Origin of the sequence: Pseudomonas hydrolytica (genome assembly GCF_021495345.1) — a bacterium.
Classification (GTDB): Bacteria; Pseudomonadota; Gammaproteobacteria; order Pseudomonadales; family Pseudomonadaceae; genus Aquipseudomonas; species Aquipseudomonas hydrolytica.
Genome location: NZ_CP099397.1, coordinates 48,608 through 73,676, shown reverse-complemented (window position 1 = coordinate 73,676; position 25,069 = coordinate 48,608). Strand labels below are relative to the sequence as shown.

Genomic DNA, 25,069 nt, shown 5'->3' with positions numbered 1-25,069 from the left:
TTACTCCTTGTCCAGCTTGCCGACCAGCGACAGGGTGAAGTCGGCACCCATGTACTTGAAGTGCGGGCGCACGTTCAGGCTGACGCGGTACCAGCCCGGCTCGCCTTCGACATCGCTGACGATGACCTGGGCGGCGCGCAGCGGACGACGGCTACGCACTTCGGAGCTGGGGTTCTCCTGGTCGGCCACGTACTGGCGGATCCACTTGTTCAGTTCCAGCTCGAGGTCGGTACGCTCCTTCCAGGCACCGATCTGCTCGCGCTGCAGCACTTTCAGGTAGTGGGCCAGACGGTTGACGATGAACATGTACGGCAGCTGGGTGCCCAGCTTGTAGTTCAGCTCGGCGGTCTTGCCTTCTTCGCTGATGCCGAAGAACTTCGGCTTCTGCGCCGAATTGGCGGAGAAGAACGCGGCGTTGTCGCTGCCCTTGCGCATGGTCAGGGCGATAAAGCCTTCCTCGGCCAGCTCGTACTCGCGACGGTCGGAAACCAGCACCTCGGTGGGGATCTTGGTCTCGATCTCGCCCATGCTCTCGAAGTGGTGCAGCGGCAGGTCTTCCACCGCGCCACCGCTCTGCGGGCCGATGATGTTCGGGCACCAGCGGAACTTGGCGAAGCTGTCGGTCAGACGGCTGGCGAAGGCGTAGGCGGTGTTGCCCCACAGGTAGTGCTCGTGGCTGTTGGCCACGTTTTCCTTGTAGACGAAGGTCTTCACCGGGTTGTCTTCCGGATCGTACGGGTTGCGCAGCAGGAAGCGCGGTACGGTCAGGCCGACGTAGCGGGCGTCTTCCTGCTCGCGGAAGCTCTGCCACTTGGTGAATTGCGGGCCTTCGAAGTGGTCCTTGAGGTCCTTCAGGTCCGGCAGGCCGGTGAAGGTTTCCAGGCCGAAGAATTTCGGGCCGGCCGAGGCGATGAACGGGGCGTGGGACATGCAGGCCACCGAGGCGACGTACTGCAGGGTCTTGACGTCCGGAGCGCTCGGGTCGAAGTAGTAGTTGGCGATCAGGGCGCCGACCGGCTGGCCACCGAACTGGCCGTACTCGGCGGTGTAGATGTGCTTGTACAGGCCGGACTGAACGATTTCCGGGCTGTCTTCGAAGTCATCGAGCAGGTCCTGCTTGGAGGCGTTGAGGATCTCCAGCTTGATGTTCTCGCGGAAGTTGGTGCGGTCCACCAGCAGCTTGAGGCCGCGCCAGGAGGATTCCAGGGCCTGGAAGTCCGGGTGGTGGAGGATCTCGTCCATCTGCCGGCTGAGCTTGGCGTCGATCTCCGCGATCATGCGGTCGACCATGGCCTTCTTCACCGGCTCGTTTTCGTTCTGCGGCTTGAGCAGCTCTTCGATGAAGGCCGATACGCCGCGCTTGGCGATGTCGTAGGCCTCGTCATCGGGGGTCAGTTTGGTCTCGGCGATGATGCGGTCGAGAATGCCGAGTTCGGCGGCGCTGTGGCTGCTTTCTACGGCTGCGCTAGTCGTGCTCATGAATATGCGTCCTTGTCAGTGAGAATCAGGAATCCAGCTTGTCTTTGGCGGCCAGGCCCAGTTCGCCGAGCACGCGATCGCGCGAGTCGTCGTCGGAGAGCACGCTTTCGATCGCCTTGCGGAAGGCCGGGGCGTTGCCCAGCGGGCCTTTGAGGGCGACCAGGGCGTCGCGCAGTTCCATCAGCTTCTTCAGCTCCGGTACCTGCTCGACCAGGTTGGCGGGGTTGAAGTCCTTCATGGAGTTGATGCGCAGCTGCACGGCCAGCTCGTCATCGGTCTGCTCGTCCTGCAGACGGTTCGGCACGGCGAAGGTCAGGTTCAGTTCCTGCTTGGCCAGCACTTCGTCGAAGCTGTTCTTGTCGATGCTGATGGGCTTGCGGTCTTCGATCTTGCGATCGTCGGCACGCTGGGTGAAATCGCCGAGCACCATGAGCTTCAGGGGCAGTTCGATTTCTTCCTGGGCGCCGCCGGTGGCGGGTTTGAAGGTGACGTTGATGCGTTCCTTGGGGGCTACCGAGCCTTCTTTGGCCATGGCTGTTCTCCTTTGCGTTGATGGCCCGGAGGCCTTGATTGGCGTGTTGGCGCCTTACTCCAGCACCACCTCGAGATCGAGGTGGCACAACCTGCGATAGATCTCGTCCTTGCTGTCGCGCACCGCATGGTTCTGCGGCAGCAGCTCGCAGCAGTGGTGCAGCAGGCGCAGCACGTCCAGGGCGAGATCGGGTTCCCACTCGCCGAGGCCGGCGGCCTGCAGCGTCTGGTCGAGCGATTCGAGTTGGGTCTTGGCCAGGTCGTACTTCTTCGCGGCGAAGCACAGGCGGGCCAGGGTCAGTTGCCAGAAGAAGCGTTCGCGGCCGCCACGGGCGCGCGACATGCCCTGCTTGAGCTGCTGCACGGCGGCCTTCAGGCCGTCCTTGCGCAGGCCGGGCAGCACCTGCTGCAGCGCCTCTTCCCAGGGCGGCGTGGCGCCCTGCTCGCTGGCGGCAGGCTTCTTCTCCACTTCCGGGGCCTGCAGGTGCGGCAGCACATGGGCACCGATCCAGGCACGGGTCTCGGCATCGGCGAAGGGCACGCCGTCATGGAAGCGCAGCTCGTCGAGGCCGGGCACGCGCTGCAAGAACAGGGCGAGCTGGATTTCCACTTCGCGCATGGCCTGCTCGGCCTTGAGCTCCTGCAGGCATTCCCAGACCAGGCGCTGGCCATCGAGCCAGAACGGCGCGCGGGCGATGCTGGCTTCCAGATCGGCGAGCAGGTCGGCGTAGGCGCCCTGGGCGAAACGTTCCTTGTAGGAGGCCAGCTTGTCGGCCGGCAGGCCGCGCAGGGCGGTGATCTGTTCGGCGTTGCGCTCGGGCAGCGACTCGATGGGCAGCCACAGCAGGGTACGCGCCAGGCGCAGCGGCTTGAGGTCGGTGGCCTTGTTCTTCAGCCACCAGGCGCACAGCGGGCGGGCGGCGTCCTGCTGGCTGCGCAGGGCCTTGTGGGCATCCTTCTCGCTTTCGATGGGACCGCTGCCGGTGATGATCTGGGTGGCGACCTGCTTGACCTGGGCAATGGCGGCGCCGACTGCGCCCGGCTCGGCCTGGCCCTGGCTGGCCCGCTTGATCTGCTCGTCGAGGCGGCGGCACAACGGCAGCAGCAGCGGCGAGTCCTCGCCGAGGTGGCTCGACAGGGTGGCTTCCAGACCGTGCAGGTGTTCGGCCAGACGGCGAAACAGCGGCAGCTGCTCGCTGATCGGCACGTGTTCGGCCAGCGCCTGTTCCAGGCGCGGCAGCAGCCAGTTGATGGCGGCGGTGCGGGTCCGCGCCTTGCGCGGGTGCAGCTCGTGCCAGTGGTGTTCGCAGAGGTAGTGCAGCAGGTTCAGACCGGCCTGCAGGCCGGCGAAGGATTCGCGCTGGAACAGGCCCCAGGTCAGCCAGGTGGCGGCGCGCAGATCCTTGGATTGGGTGGTCAGCAGGTTCTCGCTGCCCTCGCGCACCTTCTGCCAGTCGATGGCGCCGGTTTCATGCAGCGAGGAGGCCTTGCCCAGCTCGGTTTCCAGCATTTCGTATTCGCTGGAATAACGCACGTCTTCACCGGCGAAGTTCCCTTCATTAATAGGGGATTTAGCCAGATTGAGATAATGAGCGGTGAGCTTGCTGGAGTACGTCATTCCATGACTCGACTTCTAAGTGGGCAACTTCCGCAGGTGTAGCACTTGGCTATCCAGCCAGGGCAAAAACACCGCAGTGCGCAACTTTTTGCGCAGTTGTTTGTGCAACAACTTGCGCAAGATCCTTATAGGTCGGGCATCCTAGCCCCATGATCGAAGGGGGGCAACCGCCGGAAGTGTGAAATGCCTAACATTCGAGGACATCTTTCAAATTATTACCGGAACGTCAGTACCGGGTATTTGTCACGAACTTCCGACAAGTTGTCATCGATGTTTCAGGGCCGCGGAGATGTTCTTCCGTACTTGTAGGAAATAACTTACTAGCAAATTAGTGGCGCATCACATTTGATGGCACATTGATATTTGCTTATGTGACGCCGGCCGCTGTTTATATACTGGCTTTGTGCCAGGTCGGCTAGCGTCAGGCAGCGTCGATCAGTGCCCGAACGAGTCGCTGGAAAGCCGCAAATCGAGGCGGTGCCATTCGTCGGGTTTCACCTGCACCACATCCTCCAGCAGGTTGGCGGTCTCGATGCACAGCATGTTTTGCCAGGCGTCATCCGGGAACTGGGAAAGGCGCCTGGCCTTGTCGACCCAGGGATTCCACAGCACGGCCGAGCGCGAGCCGCTGCAATCGAGGTGAATGCGCCGCCCCCAGCCCGGATCGACGATGCTCAGGCGGGCCGGCGTGTCCATATAAATGCGGTCGGTCTCGCCGACGAAGCGCAATTCGGCATCCTGCCGCAGCTCTCGCCAGTCCTGCAGCGTGTCGACGTAGCGGCAGCCCCGCAGGCCATCGACGCTGACCTGGCGCACGTCGCTGACGGCGAAGTAGGTATGCAGGGCCTGGCTCAGGGTCAAGGGCGCTTCCCCACGGTTGTGGGTCTGCAGGCTCATAGCCAGATCGTCCGCCAGACGAATCTCGAACTGCAGGAGTGCCGCATGCGGCCAGCCCGCCAGCGGCTCCTTCTGCGTATCGAAGGCGAACCGCAGCGTCACCTGCTCGCCCTCCTCGTCGATGCCCAGCAGCTGCCAGTCCAGCCCGCGCACCAGACCATGGGCAGGCGCTTCGACCTGCTGGTAGTGCGCCTGCACCGCCTGGGGATTGCGCCGCAGGTCGCCGAACCAGGGCCAGCAGATCGGCACCCCGCCACGCACGCTCTGCGCGCGCTGATAGGCGGCCTCGGGGCTGAGCCAGATCAGCGGCGGCTGGCCGTCGCGCTGGTAAGCGAGTATCTGCGCCCCCTGCTGGGCCACCAGCAGCTCGCTGCGCTGGGTGCGAATGCGCCAGCAGATCAGTTGATCCAGTTCCACACGTTCGACTTGGGTATTGCTCATGGCGGCTTCTCGCTCTGCGAAATGGCTTCTATTGGACGCTCAGACGGCGCACAAAGCAAAACGCCCGTCACTAGGACGGGCGTCTGGCAACTGCGAGGTATGACCTACTTGCCGTAGACCTGTTCCGGCAGCCAGGTGATCAGCCCCGGGAACATGTAGGCGATCACCAGCAGCAGGATCTGGATCAGGATGAACGGCACTACACCCTTGTAGATGGTGCTGGTGGCCACCGATGCCGGCGTCACCCCGCGCAGGTAGAACAGTGCGAAGCCGAACGGCGGGGTGAGGAAGGAGGTCTGCAGGTTCAGCGCGATCATCACGCCGAGCCAGATCGGATCCAGCCCCATGGCCAGCAGCACCGGCCCGACGATCGGCACCACCACGAAGGTGATTTCGATGAAGTCGAGGATGAAGCCGAGCAGGAAGATCACCAGCATCACCAGGAAGAAGGCGCCAAGCACGCCGCCCGGCAGCTGGGCGAACACTTCCTCGATCATGTGCTCGCCGCCGAAACCGCGGAATACCAGGGAGAACAGCGAGGCGCCGATCAGGATCATGAAAACCATGGCGCTGATCTCGGTGGTGCCGTAGGCCACTTCCTTGAGCTGGCCGAAATTCAGCTTGCCCTTGCTCGCCGCCAGCAGCATCGCACCCACGGCGCCCAATGCCGCGGCCTCGGTGGGCGTGGCATAGCCGGCGAGGATCGAGCCAAGCACCGCGCCGATCAGGATCAGCGGCGGTACCAGCGCCTTGATCAGCTTGCCCCACTCGATCGGCCCCAGCTCTTCCTGCGGCAGCGCCGGCAGCTTCTTCGGCTGGAAGATCGCGGTGCCGACGATATAGAGGATGTACAGGCCGACCAGCAGCAGACCGGGCAGCAGGGCGCCGACGAACAGGTCGCCGACCGAAACGGTTTTCGGCGAGAAGATGCCCATCTTCAGCTGCGCCTGCTGATAGGCGCTGGACATCACGTCGCCGAGCAGCACCAGCACGATGGACGGCGGGATGATCTGGCCCAACGTGCCGGTAGCCGCCAGGGTGCCGGTGGAAATGGCCGGATCATAGCCGCGGCGCAGCATGGTCGGCAGCGCCAGCAGGCCCATGGTCACCACGGTGGCACCGACGATGCCGGTGGAAGCGGCCAGCAGGGCGCCGACCACGCACACGGAAATCGCCAGACCGCCACGCAGGGTGCCGAACAGGCGCGACATGGACTCGAGCAGATCCTCGGCCACTCGCGAGCGTTCCAGCATCACCCCCATGAACACGAACAGCGGCACGGCCAGCATGGTCTGGTTGTTCATGATGCCGAACAGACGGTTGGGCAGGGCGCTCAGGTAACCGGCATCGAAGGTACCGGTGAGCACGCCGATACCGGCGAACAGCAGGGACACACCGGCCAGGGTGAAGGCCACCGGATAACCGGCCATCAGCGCCAGGCAGATGCTGACGAACAGCAGAATCGCCATCAACTCAGCCATGTTTCACCTCCGGAGCCGGCAGGCGACCGCTGATGACGTAGAGCGCCTTGATCAGATTGGAAACGCCCTGCAGCGCCAGGCTGACCACCAGCACCAGGATGATGCTCTTCTGCAGGTAGACGAACTTCAGACCGCCGGACTCCCCCGAGGCCTCGCGGGTCGCCCAGGAGTTGCTGACGTAGTCCCAGCTGGCCCAGCCGAGGAACAGCGCGACCGGCAACAGGAACAGCAGGGTGCCGAGAATTTCCACCAGCGCCTGACGGCGACCGCTGAATTTCTGGAAGAAGATGTCCACGCGCACATGGCCGTTACGCTGCTGCACCCAGGCCGCAGCGCCCATGAATACCAGCGCATGGGCGTAGAGCACGGCTTCCTGCAGCGCCGTCGCGCCGATACCGAAGCCGTAGCGCAGTACCACGACGATGGCGGTGCCGATTACCAGAAACAGGGTGAGCCAGGCGCAGGCCTTGCCGAATAGGGCGTTGCACGCATCGATGAAGCGTGCCAACCCAAGTAAAGGGGGGGGATTGGGCATGGCAGATCCTTATTCTTATAGCCAAGGGGCTCGGGATTCTAGGTGGCCGCTCGAGAGCGTCGCAACCCGCAATACTACGTACGTAGTCGCTGCGCTTGAGTGATGCCATTGCCTATGATAGTCAGAACGCTCCGAATGCTGGCGATCCCGGTGTTCGAGTCATCACAACAACAAGGAGCATTGCATGAAACGTCGCGACATACTCGCCGCAGCCGGTGTTGGCCTGGCAGCCACCGCACTGGTGGGCTGCAAAGAAGAGGCAAAAAGCGCCGCTGCGCCCCAAGAGGGCTCGAGTTCCCAGACCTTCAACTGGAAGATGGTCACCTCCTGGCCGAAGAACTTCCCAGGCGTCGGCGTCGGCGCCGAGCGCTTCGCCAAGCTCGTCGAGGAGATGAGCAACGGCCGTCTGAAGATCAAGGTCTACGCCGCCGGCGAGCTGGTTCCGGCGCTGGAAGTGTTCGATGCAGTCTCTCGCGGCACCGCCGAAATGGGTCACGGCGCGCCGTACTACTGGAAGGGCAAGGTCCCGGCCGCGCAATTCTTCTGCGCCTCGCCGTTCGGTCCCAACGCCCAGGAAATGAACGCCTGGCTGCACCGCGGCGGCGGTCAGCAGCTGTGGGAAGAGGTGTACAAGCCGTTCGGCGTCCTGCCCATGGCCTGCGGCAACACCGGCGTGCAGACTGCCGGCTGGTTCAACAAGGAAATCAACTCGGTCGACGACTTCAAGGGCCTGAAGATGCGCACCCCCGGCCTGGGCGGCGAAGTGCTGACCAAGATGGGCGGTACCGTGGTCAACATGCCGGCCGGCGAGATCTTCACTGCCATGCAGACCGGCGCCATCGACGCCACCGAGTGGATCGGCCCGTACAACGACCTGGCCCTGGGCCTGCACAAGGCTGCCAAGTACTACTACACCCCGGGCTGGCAGGAGCCGAGCGTACTGTTCGAGCTGGACGTCAACCTCAAGGCCTGGGACACCCTGCCGGCCGACCTCAAGGCCATCGTTCGTGCCGCCGCTCGCGACGTCAACGGCGACATGCTCGACGACTACAACGCCAAGAACATGGAAGCCATGGAACAGCTCAAGGCCGATGGCGTGGAAGTCCGCCGCCTGCCGGACGAAGTCCTGGCCCGCCTGAAGGAAGTGGCGGCCGAGGTGGTCGATGCCAGCGCCGCGGCCGACCCGGCAGCGAGCAAGGTCTGGGAACACCAGAAGGCCTACCTCAAGCGCCTGTACGAATACGCCGAAAGCAACGAGAAGGACATCTACAACATCCGCGGCTGATTGCCGAGCCATGCAAAGCTCGGCGTCGCGCGGCGAGCCGTTCGCCTAGCGCGGCGACTATCGCAGACCCGGTGCAATCGCCGGGTCTTCTCTTTTGAGCCAAGGCAGATGGCCGCTGTCTGGCCCCTTCGCTGGGTATCGAGCGGTTTCCCGACCCGACTCGGGCTTTACCCGCTGCATCCTCGACCAGTCCCACTAGGCTCAGGCTTCGCTGCCGACGCGATTGCGCCCGGACGCTCAGGAGACACACCGCCTTCACCGGGAATCGTCAGCACTCGACATGGCCAGCGAGAGCCGTGGTGGATATCTCCTGATCGCCGACGAAGTGCGCGTCTTGGCCAGCCACACGCCACAAAGCACAGCGCAAATCCGGGTATGATCGACTGCCTGCAGACAGGCACCGAATACACACGGATGCGATGCGCCGTTCCAGCGACGCCGGTCATGCCGCTGGGCGGACGAGTCAGGCCAGCGCCGCTCGACCCCGCCAACCCGGCGACGACCCGGGTACTCTGCTGCGCCAATTTCGCATTCAGCTGGCTGTGTTCTTTCCGGAATGACCTGACCCATGCAGCTCAAACACAAGATAGTCGCACTCAGCGTGCTGCCGTTGCTGCTGGCCGTGGCGGTGGTCTGTGTTCTGGTGTTCTTCCAGAACCAGCGCCTGGGCGAGCAACAGGCGCGCCTGATCGAAGACAGCATCCTGGCGAGCAAGCGCGTCGAGCTCAAACACTATGTCGAGATGGCCCTGAGCATCATTTCGCCGCTGTACGAAAGCGGCCGCGACGATGCCGAGATCAAACAGCAGGTGTTGGGGGTGCTGGCCAGAATCAGCTTCGGCAGCGACGGCTACTTCTTCGTTTACGAGAGCAACGGGCGCAACCTGATGCATCCGCGTCAGGGCGAGCTGGTCGGGCAGGACCTCTGGAACATGACCGACCCGCGCGGCCTACTGGTCATTCAGGCCCTGATGCAGAGCGCGCAGAGCGGCGACGGCTTCCAGCTTTACGCCTGGCAGAAACCGTCCACCGGCGAGGTGACCGACAAGCTGGCCTACGTGGTCATGCTCGAGCGCTGGGGCTGGATGCTCGGCACCGGCATCTATCTGGAAGACGTCGACCAGGCGATTGCCCAGGTGCACGACGAGGCCAGCAACGGCATCCATGCCACCATGCTGGCGATTGCCGGCGTGGCCTTGGTCGCCGTGCTGCTGGTGTTCGCCGGCGGCCTGGCGCTGAACCTCAGCGAGCATCGCCTGGCGGATCGCAAGCTGCAGTTGCTCACCCAACGCATCGTCAGCCTGCAGGAAGAGGAGCGCTCGCGGGTCTCGCGCGAGCTGCACGACGGCATCAGCCAGCTGCTCGCTTCCATCAAGTTCCAGTTCGAGCTGGCCAGCCTGGAGCTGGCCTCGGGCAATGAGCAGGGTCTGGACACGCTGCACAAGGGCACCGAGCGGCTCGCGGGTGCCATCGGCGAAGTGCGACGGATTTCCCACGACCTGCACCCCTCGCTGCTCGACACCCTCGGCCTGCCCGCCGCGATTGCTCAGCTGGTCGCCGAATTCGAGCAACGCAGCGGCCTGCTGATCGACTACAAGAACGACCTGGGCGATACACTGCTCAACGATGGGATGGCGGTTGCGCTGTTCAGGATCCTGCAGGAAGCCCTGACCAATATCGAGCGCCACGCGCAGGCGAACACCGTTGCCATCAGCCTCGACGGCCGGGCGCGACGGGTGCGTTTGCGGGTTCGCGACGACGGTGTCGGTTTCAGCTCCCGGCATTTCGACACCCTGACTGGCGGTATCGGCTTGCGCAACATCCGCCAGCGTGTCGAACATTTTGGCGGGCGCTTCGCCCTGACCTCGCAACCCGGCCACACGGAGCTGATGGTGACGCTGCCACTACCGACACCCTAGCTCTCGACTGAAACGACCAAAACAACAAGAGCGCGCATCCATGACCGCTGCCACCATACGAATTGCCCTGATAGACGACCACGCTCTGGTGCGCGAAGGTATTCGCGCGCTGCTCGAGGTGCTGCCTCATTTCCAGGTCGTCGGCGAGGCCGGCAGTGGCGCCGAGGCGTTCGACCTGCTGCAGCGCACCCCAGTCGACATCCTGCTGATGGATGTGGGCCTGCGCGACATCAACGGGCTGGAACTGACCCGCCAGCTGCGCGAGCGCTACCCCGCCATAAAGGTGTTGATGCTGAGCATGTACGACAATCAGGAGTACGTGAGCAGCTCGCTGGCGGTGGGCGCCAGCGGCTACGTTCTGAAGGAAGCGCCTTCCCGGGAAATCGTCGCGGCTATCGAAGCCATTGCAGCCGGCGGCAGCTTCTACAGCGGCGATATCGCGCGCAAGCTGGTCAAGCCGGCCCCCAGCGAAGACGAACTGACGCCGCGCGAACGCGAGGTGCTGCTGATGCTCGCCCAGGGTCTGAACAACAAGGTCATGGCCCGCACCCTGCAGATCAGCGTGCGCACCGTGGAAACCCATCGCCTGAGCATCAGGCGCAAACTGGCTATCGACAAGCCGGCAGACCTGCTCAAGCATGCCCTGGCCCATGGCTGGGTACCCTACGACTAGCAGGCCGTCAGGTGGATAGAGCCCTGCAGCCCCCAAGCGCCGGAATGCGGCAGTCGACGGCGAGTAGCCTCAGCTTCAGCGGCGTGCCGGTACCGGGCGGGTACGGCCGCTGCCGTCGATGGCGACGAAGACGAACACCGCCTCGGTGACCTTGCGCCATTCGTTGGACAACGGATCGTCGCTCCACACCTCGACCATCATCTGGATCGAGCTGCGCCCCACTTCCAGGGCCTGGGTGTAGAAGGACAACTGCGCACCCACCGCCACCGGCACCAGAAAGGCCATGCGATCGATGGCCACGGTCGCTACGCGGCCCCCCGCGACCTTGCTCGCCATGGCGGTACCGGCGAGGTCCATCTGCGAAACCAGCCAGCCACCGTAGATATCACCGAAACCATTGGTCTCGCGCGGCAGCGCAGTGATCTGCAGGGCGAGGTCACCCTGAGGGATCGGATCTTCCTGTTCGTAGTCGTTCATCGGCTCGAGACTCGCGGCGCGGTTGTTGTTCTGAGGCGCGGAACCCGCATGGCACACGGGCGCAGCGAGTATACCGACTGAGCGGTCGGCGGGCGACCACATCAACGGCCCCCGGCGCCTGGCCGTCGGGCAAAACGCACGACCGGCAAACGCCCGTTCGGGCAGGATGCCCGTCACCGGTCACCCCAGCCAATATTCAAGTCACTGATTTTAAAAGGATTTACTTCCAGCAAAAGACTGGCACGGGCGCTGCAATGCTTTGGTTGAGTGATCGGTGATGCACCGGTCACGAGGTTGGAAAAGGAAGGGGCGGACATGCCATTCGCCCCAATGCGACAGGAGAACCGCCATGTGGATAGTCGCTTTGGTGCTGGCAGCCTTGCTGCTACTGCTGAGTCTGATCCTCGCCAGCGTCCTGCTGGTTGGCCAGACCCTGTGCGCCAGCCGCAACACCACCGCCGAGCTGGACCTGCCCGAGGGCAGCCCGCGCCAGCCGGCCATCCCGAGCAACCCGCAACACCCCTGGCCCGCCTGGGCCGCTACCCATTGAACCACCGAGGAGAAACGCCATGCTGAGTTGGGCACTTACTTTTCTGATCATCGCCATCATCGCTGCCGTACTGGGCTTCGGTGGTATCGCCGGCACCGCCGCAGGTATCGCCAAGATCCTGTTCGTGGTGTTCCTGGTGCTGTTCATCATCTCGTTCATCATGGGCCGTCGCCCCCGCATGTAAGGAGACGTCGATGCAGTTGATGCACGCCATTGCCGCCGCCCTGTTGATGGGTGGCGCCCTGGCGGCCCAGGCCGCCGATCGAGATGCCGCCTTCCACCCGGGCGAGCTGCTGACCAGCAACGCCGAATACCGCGAGGCCTGGCAGGGTCTGGTCAAGAACGAGGAACGCCTGCCGGACTGGCTGATCAACCTCAGCGGCCTGTCGACGCCGATGCAGGCCGTGGAAGCCGACAGTGACCGCTATCTGGTGGGCCAGGTGTGCGAAGCGCACAACTGCTTCAGCCAGCGCGCGTACATCGCCTTCGAATGGCAGGACGACGATGCCTATGCGCTCTACGTCCAGGTGCCCGAAGGCCTGCCGGAAGATCGCGCCCCCAGCGAGCACGCCAGCCTGCGCTGGCTGGGCGAGCCCAGCGAGGAAATCCAGCAGATGCTGATGGAGCAGCTGCGCAACGACCCCAACTGGTATTGAGTGACGGCTCATTGCCGGCGGTCCCCTACAACCTCGTCGGCACGCTATCATCCCCCGCCATAACGGCATGCCCTCCCTATCCGGCGCCTGGCGCCACCTTCTCCTGAGGGAGAAGGGCAGCAAGGAAGGCGTCGCTTCGCGACTTCGAGCTAAGGGGGATCGCAATGCTCAACGGCCTTTGGCTGAGTTTTTTCCTGCTGGGTGCGATCGCCGCCCTGGCCCGCTGGCTGATCGGTGGCGACGCCACCGTGTTCGGCGCCATGGTCGAGAGCCTGTTCGCCATGGCCAAGCTCTCGGTGGAGCTGATGGTGGTGCTGTTCGGCACGCTGACGCTGTGGCTCGGCCTGCTGCGCATCGCCGAGAAGGCTGGTCTGGTGGATCTGCTGGCGCGCCTGCTGGGCCCGCTGTTCGCCCGCTTGATGCCGGAAGTGCCGCGCGGCCACCCGGCGCTGGGACTGATCAGCATGAACTTCGCCGCCAATGGCCTGGGCCTGGACAACGCCGCCACGCCCATCGGCCTGAAAGCCATGCGCGCCCTGCAGGATCTCAACCCCAGCGCCACCACCGCGAGCAATGCGCAGATCCTGTTTCTGGTGCTCAACACCTCGTCGCTGACCCTGCTGCCGGTATCGATCTTCATGTACCGCGTGCAGCAGGGCGCGGAAGACCCGACCCTGGTCTTCCTGCCGATCCTGCTCGCCACCAGCGCCTCGACGCTGGCCGGGCTGCTGGCCGTGGCCCTGGTGCAACGCCTGCGCCTGTGGGACCCGGTGGTGCTGGCCTACCTGATCCCCACCGCCTTGCTGCTGGGCGGCTTCATGGCATTGCTGGCCGGCATGAGCGCCACCGCGCTGGCGGCGCTGTCCTCGCTGCTCGGCAACCTCACCCTGTTCGGCCTGATCATGCTGTTCCTGCTGGTCGGCGCCCTGCGCCGGGTGGCGGTGTACGAAAGTTTCATCGAAGGCGCCAAGGACGGCTTCGACGTGGCCAAGAGCCTGCTGCCGTATCTGGTGGCCATGCTCTGCGCCATCGGCGTGCTGCGTGCCTCCGGCGCCCTGGATTTCGGCCTCGACGGCATCCGCTGGCTGGTCGAGGCGCTGGGCTGGGATACCCGTTTCGTCGACGCCCTGCCGACCGCGCTGATGAAGCCCTTCTCCGGTGGCGCCGCGCGCGCCATGCTGATCGAGACCATGGAGAATTTCGGCGTCGACAGCTTCCCCGCCCTGATCGCCGCCACCGTGCAGGGCAGCACCGAAACCACCTTCTACGTGCTGGCGGTATATTTCGGCGCCGTCGGCCTGCAGCGCGCCCGTCACGCCGTGGGCTGCGCGCTGGTGGCCGATGCGGCTGGGATTATTGCCGCCATCGGCGTGTGCTACTGGTTCTTCGGCTAGACGGTCTACCGCCTCCGGCCGGGCTTCTGGGGTGTCCGAGGCCGCCGAGGTCGTGGCGATGCCCTCCGATCCGTAAACGAGTGGTGCGCACGGCGCACCCTACGGGGCGGTGGACGTCTTCGTCATCGGCGTGTGGTTGAGGGCGGGCGGTCGTCGGGTGCGCCGCGCGCACCGCTCTTACAGGCATTCCCAACCATGGCCAACCCGGCCGCGAGACGGGAACGATTGGTGCGCGGCGGCGGCTATTCGTCGAAACCGAGCGTCCTGCCAGCCCAGGTCAGCAGCGGATCGTCGTGCTTGTACTGACGCAGGGCGAGCAGCTTGGGCGCGACGAAGGCCTCGAAATCCTCGGCACGCTCGAAGTAGACGCCGGTGAAGATGGTGAACATCGACTTGTTGCCGACCGTGGCATAGAACAGGTTGCCCACTGGCTCGCCGTCCTGGGTCAGCAGCTTGAGGCTGGCGCGCGCGGCCAGCTTGGTTTGCAGCGGCAGCTCCTGCTCGACCAGACCGCTGCCGCGCAGGCCGAACGAGGCGCCGAAGGTTTCCGCGTAGCTGGTCATCAGTGCGTCGCTGGCACGCGGATAGAGCGAAACGCCGCTGTAGAGATAGAACCAGTCGCTGCCTTCGCTCTCGAAGCTGAGGTCGATGCTGCGCGCCGCATAGGTCACCAGCTTCTCGTAGCGACCGCCATCCGGCGCATCGTAGGCGGAGAAATCCTCCCCGCTGAGCAGCAGACGGCGCTCTTCGACCAGCGGCGTTTCGCTTTCGATGCAGCCGCCCAGCGCCAGCGCGGCCAGCAACATCAGCATTGATCTGAACATGACATTCCTCCCTGAACATGCGCCCTCAGCTTGCCCGAATCGCACCCTGCTCGCCAGCGGCCGCCCTGCGGGCTGTGCACGGCGCCACACCACTGGTCGGCTTGGCACGCATCATCATGGCCAATGGCCATTTTCGCCACTACCTGGCGGCGCGCTCCGGCCTAGACTGGCAAAAGGCTTTCAACAACAACTACGAGGCCTGCTCAGCGCGCTCAGCAAGCCCCGGCGCGCTTGCCGCAATCGACCAGGCCAGGCGGCCGCCAAGCGCCGCGGGGAGACAGCCATGCGCGTTCTGATCACCGGCGCAGCCGGCTTCATCGGCCACCAACTGCTCGACGAACTGGCCATTCAGCATCCGCAATGGACGCTGATCGCCGCCGATATCCGCGCGCTCGACAGTCGCGGGCTGAAAGCCAACGTCGAGCCGGTGTTGCTGGACATGGGCCGCCCCGCGCAGGTGCGGGCCTGCGTTGCCGGCTGGAAACCGGACGCCATCGTCCACCTGGCCACCATGATACGGCCACCGCGCGACATGAGCGAAGCACACCTGCACGCCATCGAAGTGGGCGGCACCCAGTGCCTGGTGGACAGCGCCATCGCCAACGGCGTGCGCCAGCTGATCGTCACCAGCTCCGGCGCCGCCTATGGCTATGCCCCCGAGAATGCCGAGTGGATAGACGAGAATCAGCCGCTGCGTGGGCACCCGCATTTCGTCTACGCCAGGCACAAGCTGGAGATCGAGCAGCTGTTGGCGCGCAGCCGCGCCCAGCACCCGCAGCTGCGTCAGCTGATCCTGCGTCCCGGCACCATTCTCGGCCGCCGTCTGAACAACCCGATCAGCGACCTGTTCAAGAAACGCGCCGTGCTCGGCGTCCGCGGTCATGACAGCCGCTTCGTGTTCATCTGGGAGCAGGACGTGGTCGGCATCATCCGCCAGGGGCTGGAGACCGCTCGCGAAGGCATCTACAACCTGGCCGGCGATGGCGCCCTGAGCCTGGCGGAGATTGCCGAGATTCTAGGCAAACCCTACCGGCCCGTGCCGGCCACGCTGCTGGCCGCTGCGCTGCGCCTGCTCAAGCCGCTGGGGCTGAGCCAGTACGGCCCGGAGCAACTGGACTTTCTGCGCTACCGGCCGGTGCTGGCCAACCAGCGGTTGAAGGAGGAGTTCGGCTATCAGCCGCGCTACACCAGCCGCGAAGCCTTTCTCGCCTTCCTCAACGCACAGGGCATCAGCTACCGCTCAGGCGAAAGCCGACCTTGAGGGTGACCTGGTAGTGACCCACCTTGCCGTCCTCGATATGGCCACGGGTTTCCACCACCTCGAACCAGTCCATGTTGCGTACGCTCTTGGCGCACTCACTCAGGGCGTTCTCGATGGCGTCCTCGATGCTGGTTCGCGATGAACCAACGATTTCGATCTTCTTGTAGGTGTGGTGATCGGTCATGCTGTTCTCCTCAGCTGGATGAACCTCTGGTAGGCAATGGAAACCACCTACCGTTCACGCTAGCCAAGCTGAGGAAAAGAACAAGCGAGGCGGCTGGCTCAAAACTGCAGCTCGGCCCTCAGCGCAGCGATCTTGGTCTGCATGTCGGCGGTCAGTTCGGCGGGGTTCAGGCGGGCGACGATGCCCTGCAGGATGCGCTTCTCGTTGGCATCGACCACGCCGTCGCGGCGGGCGATGTCGACCAGGCTTTCGAGCTCGTGAACCAGCAGCTTGCCGTCATCGGCGAAGCATTTGATGGAGCGGAAGGCCATCTCCAGATAGTCACGACTTTCTTTCATGCTGATTGCTCCCTGTCATGGTCCGGGCGCTGGATGCGGCCGGTCGCGCCACGCTATACCGGCGACCGAAGCGCAGCAAGTCCGTTCAGCTCCGCGGCCAGCCAGCCGGCCAGGCGCTCGGCACGCAGGTCATGCCCTCGGCCCGGGACCCACAGGGCCAGTTTTGCCCCTGTCTCGACGAAGCCCCAGGGCGCCAGCAGGCGCCCGGCGGCCAGATCGTCGGCCACCAATTGCTGCGGCGCGATGGCCACGCCAAGCCCTGCGGCGGCAGCCTCCAGCAGGTAGTAGAGATGTTCGAAGCCCTGCCCCTGCTGCAGGCGCGCCGGCTCCAGCCCCTGCGCCAGCGCCCATTGCGGCCAGGCCTGTGGCCGCGACACGGTATGCAGCAGCGGCTCGCCGAGCAGCGCGGCGGCGGGCGCACCCCGCAGAGCCTCATACCCGGCATAGCGCGGGCTGAGCACCGGCCCGATGCGCTCGGTGTCCAGTTCATGCACCTGTACATCCGCCGGCCAGGGCGGCGTGGCGAAACACAGTGTGGCGTCCACACCGGGCCGGCGCGGGTCCAGCTCACCCTCGCTGGCCGACAGCTGTAGACGCAACTCGGGCAGATCGCGGTTCAGGCGATCCAGGCGGGGAATGAACCAGCGCGCCAGCAGGCTGCCGGGACAGCCAAGCACGAAGGGGGCGCCTTCCTGGCGTTGGCGGATCTCGGCGCAGACCCCACGCAGACGCTCGAAGGCATCGCCCGCCGCATCGCGCAGGCGCACCCCGGCCTCGGTGAGTTTCACGCCGCGGCCGTCCTTGTCGAACAGGCTGACGCCAAGCTGCTCCTCCAGCACGCGGATCTGACGGCTGATCGCGCCGTGGGTGACGTGCAGCTCCTCGCCGGCGCGGCTGACGCTTTGCAGGCGGGCAGCCGCTTCGAAGGCGCGCAGAGCATTGAGTGGGGGCAGATCGCGGCTCATGGGAGAGGTGATTTTTCCTGACGAGTCAGGGGCATCTAATCATGTTCCCGGCGGGCCGCCAACCTGGCAGCTGCTTACTGCCGCTGCAAACGGTGGTCGATGCCGCTGGTTTCCACCTCCGGATCGTCCCCTTGCCAGGTGACCTGCTGATCAGTTCCATTGACCTCCAGCCGCACTGGCCCTTGTAGATCGAGCGTGAGTACGTTGCCGCCGCCATAGAGCACGACCTGTGCGGGCTGCTGGCCGTCGCCGTGCACCTGGGCCGTGATCTGGTGATCGGCTCCGTCCACATCCAGGCCACCGAGCCGTCCGGCCTGTATCTGATTCGCCGCACCGGTCACTTCCAGGCCGGCGGCCTTGTCCAGGCTGATCACATGTTTCGAACCGTGCACCTCGACGCGGCCACAGTCGCCACTCAAACGGAAGTGGTTGTCGGCGCCGCTGATGCTGACGTCCTGCCCCTTGCACGCCACATCGCGTGAGTTGCCAATACCGTGGAGTTCCAGTGTCGCAGCCTGAGCCGTCGTCGCCAGCGCCGCGCAGATCACGCTTACCGCCATTACCTTATGCATTCGTATCTCTCCCTGTGGGGCGGCGCCACGCCGCCTGCGGCTGGGACAGATTGGGCAGCGCCAAGTTCTGCCCAGTAGTCGACCGCGTGTGGCGCATCACACCGGCGCGCCTTTCGATTCGTGAGTTTTACTGACCAATAAGCTCAATCAAATCGCTTTTCGCCGCGTCTCATGGGGCTAGAATGGGCCCATCTCTCACTCGCCCTGCCAGCCATTGGCTGTCGACAAGGAGCACGCCATGACCTCATTTCGCACCGGCCCCGACGCTCGTGGCCTGTTCGGCCGCTTCGGCGGTCAGTTCGTCGCCGAAACCCTGATGCCGCTGATCAACTCGCTGGCCGCCGAATACGAGAAGGCCAAGAGCGATCCGGCCTTCCTCGAAGAGCTGGCCTACTTCCAGCGCGACTACATCGGTCGCGCCAGCCCGCTGTATTTCGCCGAGCGCCTGAGCGAGCACTTCGGCGGGGCGAAGATCTACCTCAAGCGCGAAGACCTGAACCACACCGGCGCGCACAAGATCAACAACTGCATCGGCCAGATCCTCCTGGCCAAGCGCATGGGCAAGCAGCGCATCATCGCCGAGACCGGCGCCGGCATGCACGGCGTGGCCACCGCCACCGTGGCCGCGCGCTTCGGCATGCAGTGCGTGGTGTACATGGGCACCACCGACATCGACCGCCAGCAGGCCAACGTCTTTCGCATGAAGCTGCTCGGCGCCGAGGTAATTCCGGTCACCGCCGGCACCGGCACCCTCAAGGACGCCATGAACGAGGCCCTGCGCGACTGGGTGACCAACGTCCACAACACCTTCTACCTGATCGGCACCGCCGCCGGCCCGCACCCGTACCCGGCCATGGTGCGCGACTTCCAGTCGGTGATCGGCAACGAAGTGCGCGAGCAGATCCTGGCGAAGGAAGGCCGCCTGCCCGACTCGCTGGTGGCCTGCATCGGCGGCGGCTCCAACGCCATCGGCCTGTTCCACCCCTTCCTCGATGATGAAGGCGTGCAGATCGTCGGCGTCGAGGCGGCCGGCCATGGCATCGACACCGGCAAGCATGCGGCGAGCATGGCCGGCGGCGCGCCGGGCGTGCTGCACGGCAACCGCACCTTCCTGCTGCAGGACGACGACGGCCAGATCACCGATGCCCACTCGATTTCCGCCGGCCTCGACTACCCCGGCGTCGGCCCGGAACACGCCTGGTTGCACGAGATCAAGCGCGTCGAATACGTGCCGATCAGCGATGACGAAGCCCTCGACGCCTTCCACCACTGCTGCCGCCTGGAAGGCATCATCCCGGCCCTGGAAAGCGCTCATGCGCTGGCCGAAGCCTTCAAACGTGCGCCGAAGCTGCCCAGGGATCACCTGATGGTGATCAACCTGTCCGGTCGTGGCGACAAGGACATGCAGACCGTGATGCACCACATGCAGGACAACCAGGAGAAACACGCATGAGCCGCCTGCAGAACCGTTTCGCCGAACTGAAAGCGGAAAACCGCGCCGCGCTGGTGACCTTCGTCACCGCCGGTGATCCCGACTACGCCACCTCACTGAGCATTCTCAAGGGCCTGCCGGAGGCCGGCGCCGACGTGATCGAGCTGGGCATGCCCTTCACCGACCCGATGGCCGACGGCCCGGCCATCCAGCTCGCCAACATCCGCGCGCTGGCCGGCAAGCAGGGCATGCATCAGACGCTGCAGATGGTTCGCGAATTCCGCGCCGGCAACCAGAGCACGCCGCTGGTGCTGATGGGCTACTACAACCCGATCTTCGTCTACGGCGTCGAGCGCTTCATCAGCGACGCCAAAGAGGCCGGCGTCGATGGCCTGATCGTGGTCGACCTGCCGCCAGAGCACAACGACGAGCTGTGCGAACCGGCGCAGAGCGCAGGTCTGGACTTCATCCGCCTGACCACCCCGACCACCGACGACGACCGCCTGCCCACCGTGCTGGCCGGCAGCTCCGGATTCGTCTACTACGTGTCGGTGGCCGGTGTCACCGGCGCCGGTGCGGCGACCCTGGATCATGTCGAGCAAGCCGTGGCGCGCCTGCGTCGCCACACCGACCTGCCCGTTTGCATCGGCTTCGGCATCCGCACCCCGGAGCACGCCGCCGAAGTGGCCAAGCGCGCCGAGGGCGCGGTGGTCGGCTCGGCGCTGATCGACAAGATCGCCGAGGCGAAAAGCCCGCAGCAGGCCATCGACGGCGTGCTCGGCCTGTGTCGCGAACTGGCCGAAGGGGTACGCAGCGCGCGCCGCTGATCGCCCACCGCGGCAAGAGAAACCGCTGCACCTGGCGACAGGGCAGCGGTTTTTCGTTGGCGCAGCGGCTGCGCCAAGCCATCACTGCTCGCGCATCAGAATGTAATCGAAGCGTTTCTGGCCGATGAAAAAGCTGTAGCGAATCTTGCCCGCTTCAGCCTGTGGCGACAGGATCGAGCGATGTTGGGATTTGTGGAACGGATGACTGAACAGCCTCGGTTGATCCGAGTAGGCAAAGCTCTGGTAATGCAGCTCGTCGCCCTGCCAGTTCATGTCATTGAAGAGGTAATGCCAGTTCTTGTCACTGGCGTGATGCAGCTTGGCACGACCGGATGAATCTTTGATCACCTCGAATTGCAACTCTTCCTTTTCGTTTACCCAACGCCCCATGTAGCGCTCGATATCGGCGTGTGCCGGTATGTACGGAGCCGCGACGAAGTCGCTTGCCTTGAACGCTGACTGCTTACTTTCATCGACCTGCGGTTCGACGTAGAGCGCGCACAGCGGCGCGACCTCGTTGCGCTTGAGGTAGGAAAAATTCAGCTCGAAGCCCGCCACCTGCATACCGAGCTTCATGCTGTTCGGCTGAAGGTCCAGCACTTGAAGGTCGAAGGCGCGCTGAGGCGAGGAGACATGAATGGTCCGGCCGTTCTCGCTGAAACGGTAGTCCGACTCTTCGATACCGCGCTTGTCAGGCTCGGCGCAGTTGAAGGAGTGCAGCAGAACCTTGCCGTCGGCGCGGTATTCGGCAACGTTGGCAATACCGTTACGCAGCGGCAGCATCGCCCAGATGCCGACCAGCCGTTGGTCGTTCTCGGCCGCAGAGGGTGCCTGCTCCTGCTGCACGGCCTGATTGGAGCAAGCGCCGAGCAGCAGGCCGGCCAGCGACACGAACAAAAGTCTTTTCACGGATATCTCCCTATATATGACACTCCGGCGCTTCGGATTGGCCCGAGAGCGGTTGGCGAAGCCGGCGAATTTTGCCTGTTCATCCGCGCCAGCGCGCTCGTGGAGTTCGCAGAAAACAGCGATGGCACCCGTTCTTTTTCATACGTGCCAGCCAAAGCGTGACACTGCACAGAAGGTCCTACTCGCCAGCCCCAGCCCGCTTGAGCAACTGCTTGCAACGCTCGGACAGGTGCACCACGCGCAGGTGCTTGCCGGCGCGTTCGTAGCGCTCGCGCAGGGTCTTCAGCGCGGCGATGGCCGAGTAGTCGACGAAGCTCAGGTGGCGGCAGTCCAGGGTCACCTGCCGCGGGTCGTCGGCCGGCTCGAACTGCGCCAGGAAGGTGGTGCAGGAGGCGAAGAACAGTGTGCCATGCACGCGGTACAGCTTGCTGCCGTCGGCCTGCATATCGCTGTCGGCATAGAGTTCGCGGGCATGCTGCCAGGCGAAGTTGAGCGCGGCGATGACGATGCCGCAGAGCACGGCGGTGGCCAGGTCGGTGGCCACGGTGATGGCGGTCACGGCGACTATCACCAGCACGTCGTTGGCCGGCACCTTGCCGGCCACGCGCAGCGAACCCCAGGCAAAGGTCTGCTGCGCCACCACGAACATCACACCCACCAGTGCTGCCAGGGGGATGCGTTCGATCAGCGGCGAGAGGAACAGCACGAAGAGCAGGATCATCACCCCGGCGACAACGCCGGAGACCCGACCACGCCCGCCCGAGCTGAGGTTGATCACGGTCTGGCCGATCATCGCGCAGCCGCCCATACCGCCAAACGCGCCGGACACCATGTTGGCCGCACCGAGCGCTACGCATTCGCGATCCGGATGGCCACGGGTGGCGGTGATCTCGTCGGTGAGGTTCAGCGTCAGCAGGGTTTCCAGCAGGCCGACCAGGGCCATCAGCACCGCATAGGGAGCGATGATGGCGAGGGTTTCCAGGTTCCAGGGAATGTCCGGCAGCATCAGGCTCGGCAGCCCGCCGGCGATCTGCGCCATATCGCCAAGGGTGTGGGTCGGCAGCTCCAGCAGGTAGACCAGCGCGCCGATGCCGAGGATCGCTACCAGGGCCGGCGGCACCGCACGGGTCAGGCGTGGCAGCAGGTAGACGATGACCATGGTCAGCGCCACCAGACCGAGCATCAGGTACAGCGCCTTGCCCTGCAGCCAGTGGCCGTCGTGCTGGAAATGCTCGAGCTGGGCCAGGGCAATGATGATGGCCAGGCCGTTGACGAAGCCCAGCATCACCGGATGTGGCACCATGCGGATCAGCTTGCCCAGACGCAACAGGCCGAACGCCAGCATGATCAGGCCGCCGAGCAGCACCGTGGCCAGCAGGTACTGCACACCGTGCTGCACCACCAGGGCGACGATCACCACCGCCATCGAGCCGGCTGCGCCTGAGATCATGCCCGGCCGGCCGCCGAACAGCGCGGTGAGGGTGCAGATGATGAAAGCGCCGTACAGCCCCATCAGCGGGTTGACCTGGGCCACCAGGGCGAATGCGATGCACTCGGGCACCAAAGCGAAGGACGAGGTCAGGCCGGCCAGCAGGTCGGCGCGCAAGCTTGCAGGTTTCATGAGCAGGTGCGGGTCGCTAGAAGGGCGCGCATGGTAACCCCCGAGTCCGCTAGCGGCCACCCGTCCTGCCCACTGGTTACTGACGAGCCCCTGCCGTAGGGTGGACAACGCTTTTTTGTCCACCATTGGACTCGTCAGGTGGTGGACGGGTGACGCGTCGTCCACCCTACGCATGATGACCACAACGAACAGGAGACCTCCCCATGAGCAAGAACCTGCTGATCACCGGTGCCAGCCGCGGCATCGGCCGCGCCACGGCCCTGCTGGCCGCCGCCGGTGGCTGGACGGTCGGGGTGAACTATCGCAGCGACCGCGCCGCCGCCGATGAGGTGGTGGCGCAGATTGAAGCCATGGGCGGCTCAGCCGTCGCCCTGCCTGGCGACGTGGCCAATGAGCAAGAGGTGCAGCGCCTGTTCGAGGCCATGGACAGGCTCGGCCCGCTGCACGGTCTGGTGGTCAATGCCGGCATCGTCGCGCCGCCCCTGCCGCTACTGGAGATGAGCGGCGAGCGCCTGCGGCGCATGTTCGACGTCAACGTGCTGGGCAGCTACCTGACCGCGCGCGAAGGCGCCCGGCGCATGGCGCGCAGCCGGGGCGGCGAGGGTGGCTCGATGGTGCTGGTGTCTTCGGTGGCCGCCAGCCTGGGCGCGCCGTTCGAATATGTCGACTACGCCGGCGCCAAGGGCGCCATGGACGTGCTGACCCGCGGCCTGGCCAAGGAGCTGGGCGGCGAGGGCGTACGGGTCAACGCCGTGCGGCCGGGGCTGATCGACACCGAGATCCACGCCAGCGGCGGCCAGCCAGATCGCGCCGAGCGCCTCGGCAAGGCCACCCCGCTGGGCCGCGCCGGCCGCGCGGAGGAGGTTGCCGAGGCCATCGTCTGGCTGCTCGATGACAAGGCCAGCTACACCACCGGTGCGCTGATCGATATTGCCGGCGGGCGTTGAGTACGTGCGCTCGGCTCAGGCCGTGGCCGGGCGCTGGGGCAGGGCGCGGACGATGGCGCTGAGCAGCATGCCGTACAGCGGTACGAAGAGCATCAGGCTGATGGCCAGCTTGATCACGTAGTCCACCGTGGCGATCTCCACCCAGTTGGCCGCCATGAACGGATCGTCGCTGCGCCAGAAGGCCACCGAGAAGAACAGGAAGGTATCGAGCAGGTTGCCGAAGATGGTCGAGGCCGTCGGCGCGATCCACCACTGGCGCATCTGGCGCAGGCGGTCGAACACCTGGATATCGAGCAACTGGCCGAAGGCGTAGGCCAGGAAGCTGGCCACGGCGATACGGAAGACGAACAGGTTGAAATCGCCCAGCGCCGCCAGGCCGCCGAAGGCCCCTTCATGGAACAGCACCGACACCACGTAGGAGGCGAGCAGCGCCGGCAGCATCACCCGGGCGATCACCACCCGCGCGGCATGCTTGCCGATCAGACGCACGGTGAGGTCGGTAGCCAGGAAGATGAACGGGAAGCTGAACGCACCCCAGGTGGTATGCCAGCCGAACAGGGTGATCGGCAGCTGCACCAGGTAGTTGCTGGCGATGATGATGAGGATATGGAAGGCGATCAGGCCGGCCAGCACGGGCCGACTGACCGACGCAGGAATCAGGGTCATGTCGATGTCCTTTTTCATGAAGTGGGGTGAGGGAACCCACTGCCGCAGCCGGCATGGCCACGAGCGGCGCGCATTCTAGCGCATTGTTGACCCGCGGGATAGGTTTTGTCGGAGTCACCCGGCTACGCTCGTCCGCTTCATCGTTCACACCTCGGGAACGACACGTTTGGCCAGCTGAAAATGACGTTGCCAGTAACCGTCATCGAGACGATCGATGCGTACGTTGCTGCCGCGGCGCGGGGCATGAATGAAGCGACCTTCACCCAGATAAATGGCCACGTGATCCACCGAGCTGCTGCGTAGACGGAAAAACAGCAGGTCGCCAGCCTGCAGCTCGTGACGGCCAATCGACGGTGCATCGAGGCGGGCCAGGGCTCGTGAGGTGCGCGGCAGGTCGAGATCCTCCAACGGCTTGAAGGCATACTGCACCAGACCGCTGCAGTCGAAGCCCTGCTTCGGGCTGGCGCCGCCCCAGCGATAGGGAATGCCGACCGCACCAAGGGCGCGCTTGACCACCTCGCGCGCCGGCTCCGCCCGGCTCACCGGTGCGCCCTGTACAGCCGAAGCACTGGGGGAGGTGTGAATACG

General features: G+C 64.9%; 27 protein-coding genes. 11 read left to right on the top strand and 16 right to left on the bottom strand.

Translation table 11 applies throughout. The features are described 5' to 3' along the window. From tssC to L1F06_RS00300, 6 genes are all read right to left on the bottom strand, one after another. Positions 1 to 1,479 carry a type VI secretion system contractile sheath large subunit gene (tssC, locus tag L1F06_RS00325; protein ID WP_003242064.1) on the bottom strand — a complete coding sequence of 493 codons (1,479 nt, stop codon included), beginning with the start codon at positions 1,477 to 1,479 and terminating at the stop codon, positions 1 to 3. Between the two features lie 25 nt (positions 1,480 to 1,504). Then, on the bottom strand, positions 1,505 to 2,011 hold the full coding sequence (gene tssB, locus L1F06_RS00320) for a type VI secretion system contractile sheath small subunit (protein ID WP_003242063.1): 507 nt from the start codon (positions 2,009 to 2,011) through the stop codon (positions 1,505 to 1,507). Between the two features lie 54 nt (positions 2,012 to 2,065). Further along, the gene (tssA, locus tag L1F06_RS00315; RefSeq protein ID WP_129483198.1) at positions 2,066 to 3,628 is read right to left on the bottom strand and encodes a type VI secretion system protein TssA; all 1,563 of its coding nucleotides are present in this window, start codon (positions 3,626 to 3,628) and stop codon (positions 2,066 to 2,068) included. 435 nt (positions 3,629 to 4,063) lie between these two features. Next, positions 4,064 to 4,966: a D-hexose-6-phosphate mutarotase gene (locus L1F06_RS00310; RefSeq protein WP_129483197.1), complete on the bottom strand. Its 903-nt coding sequence runs from the start codon at positions 4,964 to 4,966 to the stop codon at positions 4,064 to 4,066. A gap of 104 nt (positions 4,967 to 5,070) precedes the next feature. Continuing rightward, entirely contained in the window at positions 5,071 to 6,447 is a 1,377-nt protein-coding gene (locus L1F06_RS00305) for a TRAP transporter large permease (RefSeq protein WP_003242060.1), read from the bottom strand. Next, a complete protein-coding gene (locus L1F06_RS00300; protein ID WP_129483196.1) occupies positions 6,440 to 6,982 on the bottom strand; it encodes a TRAP transporter small permease subunit in 543 nt (180 codons plus the stop codon). Before L1F06_RS00300 ends, L1F06_RS00305 begins: the two co-directional genes overlap by 8 nt. Before the next feature lie 184 nt (positions 6,983 to 7,166). Here L1F06_RS00300 and L1F06_RS00295 point away from each other — a divergent pair, with 184 nt between their 5' ends. The 3 genes from L1F06_RS00295 (at position 7,167) to L1F06_RS00285 (ending at position 10,858) form a co-directional block, all read left to right on the top strand. After that, entirely contained in the window at positions 7,167 to 8,267 is a 1,101-nt protein-coding gene (locus L1F06_RS00295; protein WP_003242058.1) for a TRAP transporter substrate-binding protein, read from the top strand. Positions 8,268 to 8,835: 568 nt separating this feature from the next. Further along, on the top strand, positions 8,836 to 10,185 hold the full coding sequence (locus tag L1F06_RS00290; protein ID WP_011920423.1) for a cache domain-containing protein: 1,350 nt from the start codon (positions 8,836 to 8,838) through the stop codon (positions 10,183 to 10,185). Between the two features lie 40 nt (positions 10,186 to 10,225). Beyond that, entirely contained in the window at positions 10,226 to 10,858 is a 633-nt protein-coding gene (locus L1F06_RS00285; RefSeq protein ID WP_003242055.1) for a response regulator, read from the top strand. Positions 10,859 to 10,933: 75 nt separating this feature from the next. On the opposite strand, the gene L1F06_RS00280 is transcribed toward L1F06_RS00285, so the two are convergent. Beyond that, positions 10,934 to 11,335: an acyl-CoA thioesterase gene (locus L1F06_RS00280; protein ID WP_003242052.1), complete on the bottom strand. Its 402-nt coding sequence runs from the start codon at positions 11,333 to 11,335 to the stop codon at positions 10,934 to 10,936. Between the two features lie 349 nt (positions 11,336 to 11,684). Between L1F06_RS00280 and L1F06_RS00275 the strand changes: the two genes are divergently transcribed. The 4 genes from L1F06_RS00275 to L1F06_RS00260 all read left to right on the top strand — a co-directional run bounded on the left by L1F06_RS00275 (position 11,685) and on the right by L1F06_RS00260 (position 13,935). After that, the gene (locus tag L1F06_RS00275) at positions 11,685 to 11,885 is read left to right on the top strand and encodes a hypothetical protein (RefSeq protein WP_041772774.1); all 201 of its coding nucleotides are present in this window, start codon (positions 11,685 to 11,687) and stop codon (positions 11,883 to 11,885) included. A gap of 19 nt (positions 11,886 to 11,904) precedes the next feature. Continuing rightward, positions 11,905 to 12,069: a DUF1328 domain-containing protein gene (locus tag L1F06_RS00270; protein ID WP_003242048.1), complete on the top strand. Its 165-nt coding sequence runs from the start codon at positions 11,905 to 11,907 to the stop codon at positions 12,067 to 12,069. A 10-nt stretch (positions 12,070 to 12,079) separates the two neighbouring features. Further along, positions 12,080 to 12,541, top strand: a complete 462-nt coding sequence (locus L1F06_RS00265; protein WP_129483195.1) for an inhibitor of vertebrate lysozyme family protein — start codon at positions 12,080 to 12,082, stop codon at positions 12,539 to 12,541. A gap of 164 nt (positions 12,542 to 12,705) precedes the next feature. Next, on the top strand, positions 12,706 to 13,935 hold the full coding sequence (locus L1F06_RS00260; protein WP_003242043.1) for a nucleoside recognition domain-containing protein: 1,230 nt from the start codon (positions 12,706 to 12,708) through the stop codon (positions 13,933 to 13,935). Positions 13,936 to 14,177: 242 nt separating this feature from the next. On the opposite strand, the gene L1F06_RS00255 is transcribed toward L1F06_RS00260, so the two are convergent. Beyond that, the gene (locus L1F06_RS00255) at positions 14,178 to 14,759 is read right to left on the bottom strand and encodes a hypothetical protein (protein WP_011920421.1); all 582 of its coding nucleotides are present in this window, start codon (positions 14,757 to 14,759) and stop codon (positions 14,178 to 14,180) included. Between the two features lie 283 nt (positions 14,760 to 15,042). Between L1F06_RS00255 and L1F06_RS00250 the strand changes: the two genes are divergently transcribed. After that, positions 15,043 to 16,020 (top strand): NAD-dependent epimerase/dehydratase family protein, encoded by a 978-nt coding sequence (locus L1F06_RS00250; RefSeq protein ID WP_129483194.1) that lies wholly within the window; start codon positions 15,043 to 15,045, stop codon positions 16,018 to 16,020. Here L1F06_RS00250 and L1F06_RS00245 read toward each other — a convergent pair. From L1F06_RS00245 to L1F06_RS00230, 4 genes are all read right to left on the bottom strand, one after another. Then, entirely contained in the window at positions 15,989 to 16,204 is a 216-nt protein-coding gene (locus L1F06_RS00245; protein WP_003242036.1) for a dodecin, read from the bottom strand. The genes L1F06_RS00250 and L1F06_RS00245 overlap by 32 nt on opposite strands. A gap of 98 nt (positions 16,205 to 16,302) precedes the next feature. Further along, a complete protein-coding gene (locus L1F06_RS00240) occupies positions 16,303 to 16,542 on the bottom strand; it encodes a hypothetical protein (RefSeq protein ID WP_011920419.1) in 240 nt (79 codons plus the stop codon). Positions 16,543 to 16,595: 53 nt separating this feature from the next. Beyond that, positions 16,596 to 17,507, bottom strand: coding sequence for a LysR family transcriptional regulator (locus L1F06_RS00235; protein WP_129483193.1), 912 nt, complete (start codon positions 17,505 to 17,507; stop codon positions 16,596 to 16,598). Positions 17,508 to 17,581: 74 nt separating this feature from the next. After that, positions 17,582 to 18,079, bottom strand: a complete 498-nt coding sequence (locus tag L1F06_RS00230; RefSeq protein ID WP_003242029.1) for a DUF3060 domain-containing protein — start codon at positions 18,077 to 18,079, stop codon at positions 17,582 to 17,584. 238 nt (positions 18,080 to 18,317) lie between these two features. On the opposite strand from L1F06_RS00230, the gene trpB reads away from it, so the two are divergent. Both trpB and trpA read left to right on the top strand, forming a co-directional pair. Further along, positions 18,318 to 19,532: a tryptophan synthase subunit beta gene (gene trpB, locus L1F06_RS00225; RefSeq protein WP_129483192.1), complete on the top strand. Its 1,215-nt coding sequence runs from the start codon at positions 18,318 to 18,320 to the stop codon at positions 19,530 to 19,532. Then, a complete protein-coding gene (gene trpA, locus L1F06_RS00220) occupies positions 19,529 to 20,338 on the top strand; it encodes a tryptophan synthase subunit alpha (RefSeq protein ID WP_129483191.1) in 810 nt (269 codons plus the stop codon). The genes trpB and trpA overlap by 4 nt, the downstream gene beginning before the upstream one ends. Before the next feature lie 81 nt (positions 20,339 to 20,419). Here the strand turns inward: trpA and L1F06_RS00215 are convergent, their stop codons facing one another. Continuing rightward, positions 20,420 to 21,229: a hypothetical protein gene (locus L1F06_RS00215; protein WP_252576713.1), complete on the bottom strand. Its 810-nt coding sequence runs from the start codon at positions 21,227 to 21,229 to the stop codon at positions 20,420 to 20,422. Between the two features lie 196 nt (positions 21,230 to 21,425). Next, on the bottom strand, positions 21,426 to 22,868 hold the full coding sequence (locus tag L1F06_RS00210; RefSeq protein ID WP_096825011.1) for a SulP family inorganic anion transporter: 1,443 nt from the start codon (positions 22,866 to 22,868) through the stop codon (positions 21,426 to 21,428). A 203-nt stretch (positions 22,869 to 23,071) separates the two neighbouring features. Between L1F06_RS00210 and L1F06_RS00205 the strand changes: the two genes are divergently transcribed. Further along, complete coding sequence (locus tag L1F06_RS00205; protein ID WP_096825013.1) at positions 23,072 to 23,815, top strand: SDR family oxidoreductase; 744 nt, start codon at positions 23,072 to 23,074, stop codon at positions 23,813 to 23,815. 15 nt (positions 23,816 to 23,830) lie between these two features. Here the strand turns inward: L1F06_RS00205 and L1F06_RS00200 are convergent, their stop codons facing one another. Further along, positions 23,831 to 24,481 (bottom strand): 7-cyano-7-deazaguanine/7-aminomethyl-7-deazaguanine transporter, encoded by a 651-nt coding sequence (locus tag L1F06_RS00200; protein ID WP_129483189.1) that lies wholly within the window; start codon positions 24,479 to 24,481, stop codon positions 23,831 to 23,833. A gap of 144 nt (positions 24,482 to 24,625) precedes the next feature. Next, on the bottom strand, positions 24,626 to 25,024 hold the full coding sequence (locus tag L1F06_RS00195) for a C40 family peptidase (RefSeq protein WP_252576712.1): 399 nt from the start codon (positions 25,022 to 25,024) through the stop codon (positions 24,626 to 24,628). Positions 25,025 to 25,069 lie beyond the last annotated feature (45 nt).